The organism is Cupriavidus sp. CuC1 (assembly GCF_044627735.1).
GTDB classification, from domain to species: domain Bacteria; phylum Pseudomonadota; class Gammaproteobacteria; order Burkholderiales; family Burkholderiaceae; genus Cupriavidus; species Cupriavidus ulmosensis.
The window spans coordinates 76,199-90,799 of sequence record NZ_JBIUHC010000007.1; the positions used below are offsets into that span (position 1 = coordinate 76,199).

At 67.0% G+C, this 14,601-nt stretch carries 9 protein-coding genes and 2 pseudogenes; 4 read left to right on the plus strand and 7 right to left on the minus strand.

Going from position 1 to position 14,601, the window contains the following annotated elements:
- Position 1 precedes the first annotated feature (1 nt).
- The 3 genes from ACGLHR_RS04800 to ACGLHR_RS04810 all read right to left on the minus strand — a co-directional run bounded on the left by ACGLHR_RS04800 (position 2) and on the right by ACGLHR_RS04810 (position 3,795).
- Complete coding sequence (locus ACGLHR_RS04800) at positions 2-1,624, minus strand: ABC transporter substrate-binding protein (RefSeq protein WP_400092321.1); 1,623 nt, start codon at positions 1,622-1,624, stop codon at positions 2-4.
- 90 nt (positions 1,625-1,714) lie between these two features.
- Positions 1,715-2,665: an ABC transporter substrate-binding protein gene (locus ACGLHR_RS04805; RefSeq protein WP_400092323.1), complete on the minus strand. Its 951-nt coding sequence runs from the start codon at positions 2,663-2,665 to the stop codon at positions 1,715-1,717.
- Between the two features lie 20 nt (positions 2,666-2,685).
- A complete protein-coding gene (locus ACGLHR_RS04810) occupies positions 2,686-3,795 on the minus strand; it encodes an LLM class flavin-dependent oxidoreductase (protein WP_400092324.1) in 1,110 nt (369 codons plus the stop codon).
- A gap of 720 nt (positions 3,796-4,515) precedes the next feature.
- Between ACGLHR_RS04810 and ACGLHR_RS04815 the strand changes: the two genes are divergently transcribed.
- Complete coding sequence (locus tag ACGLHR_RS04815) at positions 4,516-5,379, plus strand: hypothetical protein (protein ID WP_400092326.1); 864 nt, start codon at positions 4,516-4,518, stop codon at positions 5,377-5,379.
- Between the two features lie 21 nt (positions 5,380-5,400).
- Here the strand turns inward: ACGLHR_RS04815 and ACGLHR_RS04820 are convergent, their stop codons facing one another.
- Complete coding sequence (locus ACGLHR_RS04820) at positions 5,401-6,783, minus strand: lysozyme inhibitor LprI family protein (protein ID WP_400092329.1); 1,383 nt, start codon at positions 6,781-6,783, stop codon at positions 5,401-5,403.
- A 222-nt stretch (positions 6,784-7,005) separates the two neighbouring features.
- Here ACGLHR_RS04820 and ACGLHR_RS04825 point away from each other — a divergent pair.
- Both ACGLHR_RS04825 and ACGLHR_RS04830 read left to right on the plus strand, forming a co-directional pair.
- Positions 7,006-7,380 (plus strand): annotated as a pseudogene (locus ACGLHR_RS04825) (ATP-binding cassette domain-containing protein); the annotation flags it as partial.
- A 43-nt stretch (positions 7,381-7,423) separates the two neighbouring features.
- Positions 7,424-7,600, plus strand: a complete 177-nt coding sequence (locus ACGLHR_RS04830) for a hypothetical protein (RefSeq protein WP_400092331.1) — start codon at positions 7,424-7,426, stop codon at positions 7,598-7,600.
- A gap of 59 nt (positions 7,601-7,659) precedes the next feature.
- Here the strand turns inward: ACGLHR_RS04830 and ACGLHR_RS04835 are convergent, their stop codons facing one another.
- Positions 7,660-8,430, minus strand: a complete 771-nt coding sequence (locus ACGLHR_RS04835) for a ferredoxin--NADP reductase (protein ID WP_318237806.1) — start codon at positions 8,428-8,430, stop codon at positions 7,660-7,662.
- Between the two features lie 236 nt (positions 8,431-8,666).
- A pseudogene (locus ACGLHR_RS04840) lies at positions 8,667-9,902 on the minus strand (family 2A encapsulin nanocompartment cargo protein cysteine desulfurase); the annotation flags it as partial.
- Between the two features lie 215 nt (positions 9,903-10,117).
- Between ACGLHR_RS04840 and ACGLHR_RS04845 the strand changes: the two are divergent.
- Positions 10,118-10,966: a class I SAM-dependent methyltransferase gene (locus ACGLHR_RS04845; RefSeq protein WP_400092333.1), complete on the plus strand. Its 849-nt coding sequence runs from the start codon at positions 10,118-10,120 to the stop codon at positions 10,964-10,966.
- Positions 10,967-11,000: 34 nt separating this feature from the next.
- Here ACGLHR_RS04845 and uca read toward each other — a convergent pair whose 3' ends face one another.
- Complete coding sequence (uca, locus tag ACGLHR_RS04850) at positions 11,001-14,600, minus strand: urea carboxylase (protein WP_400092335.1); 3,600 nt, start codon at positions 14,598-14,600, stop codon at positions 11,001-11,003.
- Between the last annotated feature and the right edge of the window lies 1 nt (position 14,601).

A 14,601-nucleotide genomic window follows, 5' to 3' on the forward strand; every position in this document is an offset into this window, starting at 1 on the left:
CTCAGCGCTTGGGCGTGAGCCAGGCATCGGCGTACGAGGCAAAAAGCCCGTCGCCCTGCAAGGCGCGTTTATGGAAGCGCGCGGTCGAGACCGTGACCCAGGTCTGCTCCACCAGGTCCAGCACCGGCACGTCCTCCTGCACGATCTGCTGCCACCGCTTGATCAGCGCCCCTCGCTTGGCCTGGTCGGCCTCGCGCCCCGCCGCTTCCATGATGGCGTCGAGCTGCGGGTTGCTGTAGCCCGAGCCGTTGGTCCACGGCGAGCCCTTGATGATGTTCTTGGTCCAGAACAGCCGCTGCACGCCCAGCGTGGGGTCTGGCAGGCGGTGCAGGCTGGAGATCATCAGGTCGTAGTCCTGGTCGGTAAAGACGCGGCGCAGGTAGCTGGCGGTGTCGCCGCCACGCAGCTCCACCTCCACGCCCACGCGCGCCAGCGATTGCTTGATGAACTCCGCCGGGCGCGTGGCGGTGACGCCGCCGCCGGCATCGTAGTCCAGCGCGATCGTGAGGCGCTTGCCGTCCTTGCCCGGCTTGAGGCCAGCCTCGTCGAGCAACGCCGCGGCCTTCTTCAGGTCGAAGCCGTACTGGCGCGTTTCCGGGGCGTAGTAGTTGACCACCGACGACGGCACCGGCCCGGTGGCCGGCTTGCCGTAGCCCAGGAACACGATCTTCAGCAGCGCGTTGCGGTCGATGGCGTGGGCAAACGCCTGGCGCACGCGCTTGTCGCTGAAGTACGGCTTGCGCACATTGAACTGGGTCAGGAAGATGGTCGCGAGGTAGCGGCCATCTTCCAGGTTGATGGTGTATTTGGTCTTGTCCTGGAACTTGTTCAGGTTCGACAGCGGAATGCTGGAGCCCAGCGCCACGTCGATCTCGCCCGCCTCCAGCGCCACCGTGCGCGCGGCGGCGTCGGGGATGAACTTGAACACCACGCCGTCCAGGTAGGGCTGGCCCTTCTGCCAGTAGTCCGGGTTGCGCTCCAGCCGCACGTGGCTGCCCTTGACCCATTCCTTGAAGACGAATGGCCCGGTGCCCACGGGCGCGTTGTTGACCGGGTTGCTCAGCACGTCCTTGCCTTCGTAGAGGTGCCTGGGCAGGATCTGCGCGCCGTAGGTGTTGATGTAGTTGAGCAGGTAAGGCGCGGGCGACGACAGCCGGATCACCACGGTGTGCGGGTCGGGCGTGTCCACTGCCGTGACGTTGGCAAAGGCGGCGCGCCCGAACGGGTGGAGCTTCTTCCAGACTTCCTGCAGCGTGTATTGCACGTCCGCCGCCGTGAAGGGCTTGCCGTCGTGCCATTTCACGCCCTGGCGCAGCTTGAAGGTCACGGTGAGGCCGTCGGCCGAGGTGTGCCACGAGGTAGCCAGCGCCGGCACCGGCTGCAGGCTCAGGTCGTAGCTCACCAGGCCTTCGAGGATCTTGCTCGAGACCTGGCCGATGTTCATGGTGGTGATGAAGGCAGAGGTCAGCAGCGTGGGCTCGGGAGAAACCGCCACGTTGAGGATGCCGCCGGACACCGGCGTTCCGGTGGCCGTCTGCGCATGCGCCAGCGGCAGACCGGAGGGGCCAAGCGAAAGGAGCAAGCCCAGCGGCGCTGCGCTGACAAGGAAATCACGACGCTTCATTTAGGGTTCCGGGTTGCCGGCGTTGCCGGCATGGATGATGGTGAATTCGGGTGCGGTCAGTCGATTCGCGGGTTGGCTGCTGCAGCCGGTCTATACCGCCAGCGGAAAACTGGTATCGAACGTCGTTCGCACATCCAGGCGCTGCTTGAGCAGGCCGGCCTTCAGGTAGAAATCCGCGGTGCGCTGCTGCTCGGCAATCACTGCCGCATCGATGTTGCGCCACTGTGTATGGCGCCGCTCGAACTGCAGCCGCGCGGCTTCCGGCGCAATGCCGATGATGCGCGCCAGCGCCGCGGAGAAGCCGTCCACATGCTGGTAGGACCACACCTGCGCGCGCACCACGCGCTGCAGGAAGTCGCGCAGTACTTCGCGCTTGGCGGCCAGCGCGCTGTCCGTCGCCGCGAGATAGCTCAGCCCGGACCACAGCCCTCGCCCGCTCACCAGCACGCGTGCGTGCCCGCTGGTCTCGGCCAGGGCCGTGTAAGGCTCCCACGTGGCCCACGCATCGATCGAGCCGTTGACCAGCGCGAGCTTGGCGTCCGCCGGCGGCAGGAAGCGCAGGCTGGCGTCCTCGGGCTTCAACCCGGCCGATTCGAGCACCTTCAAGGCGACGAAGTGGCCGATGGAGCCACGGTTGGTGCCGATGTTCTTGCCGCGCAGGTCCAATGCCGTCTTGAACGGAGAATTGACGCGTACCAGCACAGCGGTGCCGAACGGGTCCGAGCGGTTGGCGCCGATGATCTTGATCGGCGTGCCCGCGGCCAGCGCGAAGATGGCCGGCGCGTCGCCGATCGGGCCGGAATCCACCGCGCCAGCGTTGAGCGCCTCCGCCAGCGGCGCGGCGGCGGGAAACTCCGTCCACTGGATGTCGTAGGCCAGGCCCTTGAGCTCGCCGGCGCTCTCCAGCAGCGCGCGCAGCCCACCCTTCTGGTCGCCGGCCTTGAGCACGGGCCGGCCCTGGGCCGACACGGAAAACGGCAAGGCGCCGCTGGCCGCCGCCAATGCGCCATAGCGCAGGAATTGTCTTCGGGATGCCGTCATGATGCCGCTTGCCATCCCTTTCAGGCTGCCTTGCGGCCGGCACCGGCACCGGCACCGGCCGAAGCCTCGCGCTGCGCCACCAGTTCGCGCACGCGGGGAATCAGCTCGCGGCCGTAGTCCACGGCATCTTCCAGCGGATCGAAGCCGCGGATCAGGAAGGTGGTCACGCCAAGGTCGTAGTAGTCCAGCAGCGCATCGGCCACCTGCTCGGGCGTGCCGACCAGCGCGGTGGAGTTGGAGCGCGCGCCAGTGAGCTTGGCGATCTCCGTCCACAGGCGCTTGTCCACGCGCGGCCCCTTGTCGGCGGCGGCGAGCAGGCGGCGCGCGCCCTCGCTTTGCTGCGGGTCGCCCTGCCCCAGGCCAGCAGCAAAGCGCAGGCGCCGGGTTTCTTCCAGGATGGCGTGGGCGCGCGCCCACGCCAGCTCTTCCGTCTCGGCCAGGATCGGCCGGAACGACACGGAAAAACGCACCTTCCGGCCATGTTTGGCGGCCTCGGCGCGCACGCGCGTGGTGATGTCGCGCACCTGGTCGAGCGACTCGCCCCACAGCGCATACACATCGGCATGGCGGCCGGCGACTTCCACCGCCGCGTCCGATGCGCCGCCGAAGAAGATCGGCACGTGCGGCTGCTGCGCCGGCTTTACCTCGGAGTAGCCTTGGGTAAAGCGATAGTACCTGCCCTCATGGTCGAATGGTTTGCCCTCGGTCCAGATGCGGCGCAGGATGCCGAGGTATTCGTCGGTGCGGGCATAACGCTCGTCGTGGCTGAGGAAATCGCCGTCGCGCTGCTGCTCGGAATCGGAGCCGCCGGAGATGAAGTGCACGCCAAGCCGGCCACCGCTGAACTGGTCGAGCGAGGCGATCTGCCGGGCCGCCAGCGTGGGCGCGGTAAAGCCCGGCCGGTGCGCCAACATGAAATGCACGCGCTCGGTCACGGCGGCGGCATAGGCGATGGTGAGCGTGGCCGACGGGCCGGTGGAGTGATGCGGCACCAGCACCCGGTCGAAGCCGGCGTTCTCATGCGCCTGGGCAAAGGCCCGCACATAGTCGCGATCCACGACCGGCCCGCTGGCCGGATGGATTTCCGACTGCTTCTGGCTCTGGATCATGCCAATGATTTCCACGCTCATCGTAGGCTCCTCTTCCTGGTTTGCTATGTCCCAAAGCGGCTGCGCACAGGTGCGCTCCGCATGGGCAAAACATGAACATACGCCGTGGATGGGCGATCTTTAAGGAATAAGAACGAGGGTCGATATGCGGTTTTGCGTGGTGGCCGGCAGCGCCCTTGGGGCGTTCCCACCGGGAGCGCCATCTTACCGATAGCGCGGGTTCGGGCAGCCGAAGGCTGAAGCCTGCTTGTTCATCGCTCTCGGCGTATCCCATTATCGGTGCCCGGCTTCAGCTAGCCGGCTTTATCAAGTACACTTGCAGTCACATCAGGCCTCGCGGCCTGCCGCCGAACGGGCCCCGTCAGGGCCCCAGACTGCTGACAAACCTGAGGCATTTGCCGAAGCCGCCGAGCAAGCCAAAAAGCCGCGCGCCATGACGACGGCTGTCTCTCCCTCTCCCCTCAGGGGGAGAGGGCCGGGGAGAGGGGTGGCTTGGCTAGGAGCCACCTGAAGCGAAGCCCGTGGTGTTTTCCAGCACGACGGCGTAACGAGCGCCCGCCCTCTCCCCCAGCCCCTCTCCCGCGCGCGGGAGAGGGGAGCACGACAACGCAGATCCGGCTTTGTCAGCAAGCTGCGGCCCCTTCAGGGCCCGTTTTCCTGTTTACCGGCCTGGCAAGCCCAACCTTTTTCCCTCTCTGTATGGCTCTTCGATTTCGTCCCGCCTCCTGTGCCGGACTGGCTTTGCTTCTTTCCACCCTGGGCGCCGCGCCCTATGCCCAGGCTGCCGATGCCGTCCTGGTTCTGGACCCCAGCCGCCAGCAGGACACGCGTGAAGCCCCTGCGCTGGACCTCGCCATCACCCGGTTTGCCGGCGTGGCGTCCGGTACCTACTACTGGGAGGAAGGCCTGCTTGTGGAGCAGATCCTGTCTGGCCTGCAATCGCGCCCCAACCGGGCCCAGCAGCGACTGCCCGGCGGCCAGCGCCTGCTGTCGTCGCGCCGCCAGTTGTCGGATGGCGCCGAGCGCGCGGCCGTGCTGGTGGACGAGCGCGGCGAGGTGCTGGCCGCGGCGCTGGTGCATCGCGAGTGCGGCAAGCAAGGCCAGACCGCCTGCCGGGACAGCCAGCACGGCATGCTCTCGGTGTTCCTGCGGCCCGGCGTCGACCGCGCCAAGGCCAAGCCGCTGGTGACGTGGAGCCGCGACGTGCCCGAGGACCTCAAGACCGGCGACGGCGAGAAGATCACCACGGTGGAGACCATCACGCTGGATGCCAGCCGCACCGGCGGCAGCCCGGTCAAGCTCCCCGCGGGATTCTCGTCCCAGGTGCCGCTGTACCCGAAGGCGATCGTCCACCGCACCGCGCAGGACGCCTTGAGCGATGCCAAGGCCAGGCGCGTGCTGAGGCTGCAGACCACCGACAGCATCGAGCAGGTGCTGGCCTTCTACCAGCAGCTGACGCCGCCGCTGGAGGATGCGGAGTCCGACGCGGATGAGCAGTCCGGCTATGTGATGGGCACGCGCAAGGGCGTGGCATTCTCCGTCAACCTGAAGCAGGTCAGAGACTTCCCGACCATCACCAACATGGAGGTCGAGATCGGCGAATGATTCGCCTGCGTGGGAGGCAGGCTACATGCCGTTGTCGCCCTCCACGTTGCCGATCGACGCCTTGATCCCGACAGCGGTGCGCAAGCCCTTGACGGAATACGTCTGCGTTTGCGCATCCTCCTCCGGCTTGCGCATCCACAGTTGCGCGAAGAGGCCGTCCTTGGGCGAATAGCCGCCAAACCAGTCGACCAGCTGCCCGATGTAGCACTGGCGCCCCACCCAGACGGGCATATCCCCCACGATTTCAAAGGTGTAGTGGCCCGGGCCGTAGCTGTAGTAGGCGCCGCGGTCATCGCCCTTGACCGTGTCCGGGACCGGGCAAAGGGGCTTGTCCATCGTGCCGACATCGCGCGCCACCTCGCTGCTCACCTGGCCAAGCGCGCGCGTCAGGGCGCCATGCAGGGTGCTGTCCAGCGTCGTCACCGTGCCCTTCTCTTCATCCTTCTGGACCTTGGGGATGGAGAGCTGGTAGCGGTAGTGCACAGCAAGCCTTGGCACCTCGCCAACCACCGTCAGCGGCCTGAGCAGGTAGAGGTTGTCCACCCCGTAGTAGCTGCTGCGGTAAGCGACATACACGCGTCCGCGCAGGCGGACCCAGTCCGCCGCCTGGTTGGCGCCGCGTCCGTTGAGCGAGTAAAGGTAGCCGCCCTCCGACCCATCGGCGCCGGCAAATCTGCCGCCCTCGCGACGCAGCGCGCTCACGTACGAGAACAACCCGGTCCCGCCGGAATAGGTGTCGACGATGAGGTCGCGCTGGCCGTCGCCGTCGATATCCAGCAAGGTATAGGACGCAAAGCCGTTCTCACCGCCGGCATCGATGCCGGAGGCCTGCAAGGCACGCCAGTCGTCGCTGGTGACGCCTGTGGGGCGCACCTTCGGGAAATGCGCGTCGTCGTCCGGCTGTTTGTCGTCCTTCACATTGCCGAACGTCGTCAGGCCTGCCTGGATCCGGATCGCATCGAGGGCTTTCTCGAGCGGGAACACCGGATCGGCCTTGCGCTGGGCTTCCACGGCCTGGCGCAGGTCCTCCAGCGCCTGCCGGTCCACGCTGTCCGGCTTGTAGGCGGTGGCTTCGCGCAGCTGCGCCTGCAAGGCGGCAAGCCGCTCGTCGTATCGTGCATGGATGCAGCTCTTGTCCGCCCCACACTGATCCCGGGTCTTCAGCCACGCGAGCTGGGCTTGCCGTAGCGGGGCCCGCTGCCGGGCCTGGGCGCCAGCGAGTTTGCCATACACGGCCGAGAGCTTGCTATCGAGCCGGCGCAGGTCCTCATTGGCGCAGATCGCAATCTCCGTGCCGCTCGCGGCGCGGTCGCATTGCATGCCGGCCGGCGCTGCCTGTGCGGCAGGGACATACAGCGCCAGCAAGGCGATCAGCGAGGAGCCATTCCTGATATTCACATTCACAACGCGCGTTCTCTTCCGGGTGGTTTTAGCCTGAGAAGGCCCGCAGGCACTGCCTTCTCAACAAGCGAATATGGAAGCGCAATATGCTTCTTTGTGCCGATGCGCACCGGCCGGTAGTCTAGCAAGTCCTTGTTCATGGCGAGCCTGCCGCTACCACGCTATGCGCCGAAGTTTCTCCGCGCTGCCCAACGATGCCATCCCGCCGAGCCCGCCATACGCTTCAATCGGTACCCGCACCAGTTCTCCGGCGGCATGCGCCAGCGCGCGGCCATTGCGCTGGCGCTGTGCGGCGAGCCCGGACTGCCGATTACCGACGAGCCCACCACTGCGCTGGACGTCTCGGTGCAAGCCCAGGTGCTCAACCTGATGCGCGACCTGCAGGACGAATTCGGCCTGACCTACCTGCTGATCAGCCACAACCTGGCGGTGATCCGCCAGCTATGCGACCAGGTGGGCGTGATGCAGCGCGGGCAGCTGGTGGAAGTCGGGCCGGCGGATGCGGTCTTTGCCGCGCCCCGGCATGGCTATACGCGGGCGCTGATGGCGGCTGTGCCGGATGTGGGGCGGGTACGGGGGTTGCCGGTGCCGGCAGTGGCCGCGGTGGCTTAGTGATGGCGCACGTCAGCGCAGGAGCGCAAGCATGACGCAAGGGAACCAGAGCTGGACGCGGAAATGGCACGGGCGTGCGGGCACAGCCGCCAGCGCGGCGGGGCTATACCTGTCGCTGGGGACGGAACTGGCGTGGATGCAGCTGGGAGGTGTCTTCCTGACCACCCTGGGGATTCACTTCTGGGTGATGTCCCGCCAGCGGGATTGAGCGATCACCGGGGAGTCCCGGCGATCGTCATGGCGTCATGGCGTCAAGTGCCGGAACGCTCAGCCAACAAATGCCTTTTCAAGCACAAAATGGCCCGGCTCGCTCATATTGCCTTCCGTGAATTGCTGCTCGGTCAGCATCGCGCGGATGTCCTTGAGCATGTCCGGGCTGCCGCACAGCATGATGCGGTCGTTTTCCAGCGAGAACGGCTCCACGTCCAGGCGCTCGAACAGCTCGCCGTTGGCGATCAGGTCGGTGATGCGGCCCTGGTTGTCGAACTCTTCGCGGGTCACGGTGGGGAAATAGACCAGCTTTTCGCGGATCAGCTCGCCCAGGTGCTCGTGCTGCGGCAGGTGTTCCTGGATCAGTTCGCGGTAGGCCAGTTCCTCGACGAAGCGGCAGGTGTGGGTCAGCACGACCTTGTCATAGCGCTCATACACTTCCGGGTCGCGGATGATCGACAGGAACGGGGCCAGGCCGGTGCCGGTGGCCAGCAGCCACAGGGTCTTGCCGGGCAGCAGGTTGTCGACCAGCAGCGTGCCGGTGGGCTTCTTGCCGACGAAGATCTGGTCGCCTTCCTTCAGGTGCTGCAGGCGCGATGTCAGGGGGCCGTCGGGCACCTTGATGCTGAAGAATTCCAGCGTTTCCTCGTAGTTGGCACTGGCGATGCTGTAGGCGCGCAGAAGCGGACGACCGTTCACTTCCAGGCCAACCATGGCGAACTGGCCGTTTTCGAAGCGGAAACCGGGGTCGCGGGTGCAGGTGAAGCTGAAGAGCGTGTCGGTCCAGTGGTGGACGGAGAGGATGGCTTGCTGGTTGAGATTGCTCATGAATAAGGCGCTGTATGCGCTGGATGGCGCCGGCGTCGGTGGCCTGTTGTGGCCTGATACCAAAGGCTTGGCGGTAGCTTGCCGGTTACGTTCAACAAGGCGGGCTCCGGTCCGAAGGCTGGAAAGCGCGCCGATCAAGGTGAGAAGATAGCGGATTTTAGAAGAAAACGCAGGGCGCGTCCCGATTCATGCAAATTCAGGGGGGTTATAAGCCCCACGCCCCACGTTTTTGGCCCCTAGTGGCGCCCGGAAAGCCGCCTGACCACTGAAATCAGCCGGTCCACCTCGTCCGTGGTGTTGTAGAAGGCCAGCGACGGCCGCACCGTGGCCTCCACGCCAAAGCGCCGCAGGATGGGCTGCGCGCAGTGATGTCCGGAGCGCACGGCGATGCCTTCCTCGTTGAGCGCGCGGCCCACTTCCTCGGGCTCGAAGCCCTTGAGCACGAAGGACAGCACGCTGGCCTTGTCGCGCGCCGTGCCCACCAGCCGCACGCCCGGGATGGGCTGCAGCAGGTGGGTGGCGTACTCCAGCAGGTCGTGCTCGTAGCGGGCGATGTTCTCGATCCCCACCCGCTCCACATAGTCCAGCGCGGCGCCCAGCCCTACCGCATCGGCGATATTGCCGGTGCCGGCCTCGAAGCGGTTGGGCGGCGGCTGGAACACGGTGCGCTCGAAGGTCACGTCGGCAATCATGTTGCCACCACCCTGCCAGGGCGGCATGTCCTCCAGCACCTCGCGCTTGCCGTAGACCACGCCGATGCCGGTAGGCCCGAACACCTTGTGGCCCGAGAACACGAAGAAGTCCGCGTCGATAGCCTGCACGTCCACCCGCATATGCGAGACCGACTGCGCGCCGTCGACCAGCGCGCGGGCGCCTGCCCGGTGGGCCAGGTCCACGATTTCCTTCACCGGCACTACGGTACCCAGCGCGTTCGAGACCTGGGTCACGGACACGATCCTGGTGCGGTCGTTCAGCAGCCGGCGGTACTCGTCCAGCAGCACCTGCCCGGAATCGTCCACCGGAATCACCCGCAGCTTCGCCCCGGTCTGAGCGGCAAGCTGCTGCCACGGCACGATATTGGCGTGATGCTCCAGGTGCGAGACGATGATCTCGTCGCCCTCGCCAACGTTCTGCACGCCCCAGGTCTTGGCGATCAGGTTGATGGCCTCGGTGGTCCCGCGCACGAAGATGATCTCGTCCGGCGAGGACGCGCCGATAAAGCGCTGCACCTTGCTGCGCGCCGCCTCGTAGGCATCCGTGGCGCGCCCGGCCAAGGCATGGGCGGCGCGGTGGATGTTGGAGTTCTCGTGCGCGTAGAAGTACGAGATGCGGTCGATCACCGCCTGCGGCTTGTGCGTGGTGGCAGCGTTGTCGAACCAGACCAGCTGGCGGCCGTTGACGCGTTCCTGCAGGATCGGGAAATCGCGACGGATGGCGTTGACGTCGAACGGCACGCGCGCCGAGGACGAAGCCCACGGCAACGTCTCCTCCTGCCCGCGCCCATAGCCGTACGTGCCCTGCCCGCGGGATTGAGAACGAATAAAAACGCATTTCCAAAGACGCTTCCTCCTGCGCGGCAGGCGGCAACCGGGGCGCAGTTGCCAGCCGGCTTGACAAACCGGCCGCGCTGCATCCAGATTCAGGGGCGGCTACGGATAGCCACCACTCACCTTCAGCAAGGAATGCCATGACTCCCTCCCCTGCCCGGCGCCGTTTCGTGCGGCACGCCCTGCTGCTGGCAACGGCCGGCACGCTGGCCTGCGCGGCCAACGCTGCGCCAGCCACCGGCGACGACGCACTCGCCGCCGCCATTGCCGGCCCGCAGCGCAGCGCCGCCAACAAGGCCCGGGATGTGTATCGCCATCCGCTGCAAACCCTGCAGTTCTTCGGCTTGCAGCAGGACCAGACGGTGATCGAGATTGCGCCGGGCGGCGGCTGGTACACGGAGATCCTGGCGCCGGTGCTGCGCGACCGCGGCAAGCTCTATGCCGCCCATTACGATGTGAGCGCCCCGAACGCGAGCGAAGAAGGCAAGCGCTCAAGGGCGAACTTCGAGAAAAAGCTGGCGCAGGACCCGGCCAGCTATGGCAAGGTCACGGTCGGCACGCTGCCGGTGCACGCCTTTACCGATATCGCCCCGCCGGGTGGTGCCGACCTGGTGCTGACCTTCCGCAACATCCACAACTGGATCAAGGACGGCCACCTGGACGACAGCCTGCGCGCCTTCTACGCCGTGCTCAAGCCCGGCGGCGTGCTGGGCGTGGAGGAGCACCGGGCCGCGCCGGGCACGTCGCTGGAGCAGATGATTGCCACCGGCTACGTCACCGAGAACTATGTGATCGACCACGCCCGCGCGGCAGGCTTTGCGCTTGCCGGGCGCAGCGAGATCAATGCCAACCCGCGCGACGACCACGACCATCCCGATGGCGTGTGGTCGTTGCCGCCCACGTTGCGCGGCGGCGAGCGCGACCGCGCGAGCTTCATGGCCATCGGCGAATCGGATCGCATGACGCTGAAGTTCATCAAGCCGCGCTGAGCCGCGCCTGTCAGGCGATAGGTCAGGCGATAGGTCAGGCGATCGACGCGAGACGGTCGCCTACCTTGATCGCCGAGCCCGCACGGCAACGCATGGCCGACAACGTCCCCGCCACGGGTGCCCGCACGGTCAACTCCATCTTCATGGCCTCTACCACCAGCAGCGGCTGTCCAGCCCGCACCTGCTCGCCCGGCTGCACCAGCACCTTCCACACGCTGCCGCTGATCTCCGCCGTCACGGCGTGACCGTCGAGCTCGTCATGGAGCAAGGCGGCCGGCACCTCGATGGGCGCGGCGTTGGCCTCATGGACTTTCCAGTGCGCAACCTCCGCGCTGAATGCCGCCTGCTGCCGTGCCTGGAAAGCGGCAATGCTGTCCGCGCTGTCCACCAGTGACTGGCGGTACGCGGCATAGTCGAAGACATCGTGCTCGATGCGCACCGTGGCCCGCCCCTCGCGGAAGTCCTCGCGCAGCCGGTCCAGTTCCGGCTCTGCCACCGGGTAGAACCGCACCTGGTCAAAGAAGCGCAGCAGCCACGGCGCGCCCGGCTCAAACACCGGGTTCTTGAGAAACTTGTTCCAGATCGGCAGCGTGCGCCCGATCAGCTGGTAGCCGCCCGGGGAGTCCATGCCGTAGATGCACATATAAACCCCGCCGATGCCGACGGTACCTTCCGCAGTAAAGGTGCGTGCCGGGCTGTACTTGGAGGTCAGCAGCCGGTGCCGCGGATCAAGCGGCACGGCGCAGGGCGCGCCCAGGTAGACATCCCCCAGCCCCAGCACCAGATAGCGCGCGGAGAACGCGATGTCCCGCACCTCGTCGCGATGCGCCAGGCCGTTGATGCGCTGGATGAAGTCGACATTGTTCGGCAGCCACGGCGCATCCGCGCAGACCGTCTCGCGGTAGCGTTGCACGGCATCCAGCGTGGCGGCGTCCTCGAAGGCCATCGGCAGGTGCACCACGCGCGTGGGGATCTTCAGCGTGGCCACGTCCGGCAGGCTGGCCTCGATGGCAAGCAGCGCCTCGATCAAGGCCGCCTGGTGAATGCGCTGGCCGTCGTAGCGCACCTGCAGCGAGCGCACGCCGGGCGATAGCTCCAGCACGCCGTCTACCGGCTGCGCCTTGAGCGCCTCCATCATCAGGTACACCCGCAGCCGCAGGCCGATATCGAGCACGTTCTCGCCGTACTCCAGCAGCAGGTAGCCATCGCCCGCCTGACGGTAGGCAATGGCCGGGTGATGCCCGCTGGCCGCGCGCCCGGCGAGGATGGCGGTGGCACGCGCCGGCGCCGGCAGCGATGGCGCGCGCGCTGTTTGCCGCAGCCCGGCAATGTCCTGGTCCTGGGCCGCCTGCAGGGCACGCGCGGCATCGAAGCTGATTGGCCGGAAGCGGATCCGGTCGCCCGGCTTGACCTGGCCGACTTTCCACAGCTCCGCTTTGGCGACCGTCACAGGACAGACAAAGCCGCCCAGGCTCGGGCCGTCGTTGGTAAGGATCACCGGGAAGTCGCCGGTGAAATTGATGGCGCCGATCGCGTATTCGCAGTCGTGCACGTTGGATGGGTGCAGCCCCGCCTCGCCGCCATCGCGCCGCGCCCATTCGGGCCGGGGCCCGACCAGGCGCACGCCGAGGCGGTTCGAGTTGTAGTGCACTTCCCAGTCCGTGGCGAAGAACGTCTCCACGGAGGCCGGCGTAAAGAAATCCGGGGCACCATGCGGGCCGTACAGGACCGCGATATCCCAATGCTGGCCGTAGGCCGGCATCAGCGCCGCGGGTGCCGCCTGCGGCTGCGTCATGGGTGCTTCGATGCCGGACCCCGCCAGATGCGGCTGGCCGATCGGGAGCATATCGCCTGGCCGCAGCGTGCGCCCGGCATGCCCGCCGAACTGCCCGAGCGCGAAAGTGGATCGGCTGCCAAGGTAGACCGGCACGTCAAAGCCATTGCGCACGGCAAGATAGGTGCGGCAGCCTTGCGTGGCCTTGCCGAGCGCCAGGACCTGTCCCGGGGCTACGCTGATCGGCGCCCAGAACGGGACATCCATCCCGTCGAGCGTCGCTGCGCAAGGCGCGCCGGTCAGCGCCACCAGGGCCGCGCTGTGAAAGCGCAGGCGTGGCCCCACCAGCGTGCATTCGAGCCCGGCGGCGCCGGGGTGATTGCCAACGATGCAGTTGGCCAGCCGGAAAGCGTAGTCGTCCATCGGCCCGGACGGCGGCACGCCGACATGCCAGTAACCCATGCGGCCGGGCACGTCCTGGATGCTGGTGTAGGTGCCAGGCTCCATCACCTCGATGACTGCCGGCGCGTAGGGAAAGCTGTCGAGCATGCGCGTGAAGGCCCGGCCCGCGGAGAACTCGGGCGAGTCGACGATCTGGCGCAGGTAGTCCAGGTTGGTGGCGATGCCGCAGAGGCGCGTGGCGGCCAGCGCTGCCGCGAGTTTTTCGCGCGCGGCTTCGCGGGTGGGGCCGTGGACGATCAGCTTGGCCAGCAGCGGATCGTAAAAGGCCGACACCTGCGTGCCGGTCTCGACCCACCCGTCGACGCGCACGCCATCAGGAAAAACCACCTCGGTCAGCGTGCCCGGCGAGGGCTGGAACTGCTTGAGCGGATCCTCCGCATAGAGCCGCACCTCCATGGCCACGCCCTGCGGCGGCCGTGAGATGGCGTCCCAGTCCAGCGCATCGCCCGCCGCCACCTTCAGCATGCAGGCGATCAGGTCCAGCCCGGTGACCAGCTCGGTCACGGGATGCTCCACCTGCAGCCGGGTGTTGACCTCGAGGAAGTAGAACGCCTCCCGCTCCACGTCGTAGATGAACTCCACCGTGCCGGCAGACCGGTAGCTGACAGATTCGCCCAGCTGGATCGCGGCCCGATGCAGCGCATGGCGCGTTGCCTCGCTCAGATGCGGCGCCGGGGTTTCCTCCACCACCTTCTGGTTGCGGCGCTGCGTGGAGCAATCCCGCTCGCCCAGCGCCACCACGCGGCCTGCGCCGTCGCCGAAGATCTGCACCTCGATATGCCGCGCCCGGTCCAGGCAGCGCTCGATAAAGACGCCGCCATCCTTGAAGAACTGCTCGCCCAGCCGCTGCACGCTATCAAAGGCCGCGCTCAGCTCGGCGTCGTTGGCGCAACGCGACAGGCCGATGCCACCGCCACCGGCGGTGCTCTTGAGCATGACGGGATAGCCGATGCGCCCGGCCTCGCGCAGGGCTTGTTCCAGGCTGGCGAGCAAGCCAGTGCCCGGCGTCATCGGCACCCCCGCCTGCGCCGCCAGCTCGCGCGCACGGTGCTTCAGGCCAAACTCGCGGAGCTGGTGCGGCGTCGGGCCAATGAAGACCAGTCCCGCCGCGTCACAGGCCTTCGCAAACTCCGCGCTCTCCGACAAAAAGCCGTAGCCCGGAAACACGGCTTGCGCGCCGGTATCCAACGCAGCCTGCAGCACGCGCTCGGCCACCAGGTAGCTATCCGCCGCGCGCTCGCCGCCAAGCGGCACGGCCACATCGGCCAGCCGGGCATGCGCGGCATTGCGATCGGCATCCGAATACACGGCCACGCTCTTGATCCCCAGGGCACGCAAGGTGCGGATGGCGCGCACGGCGATCTCGCCACGATTGGCGATCAGTACGGTATGGAACATC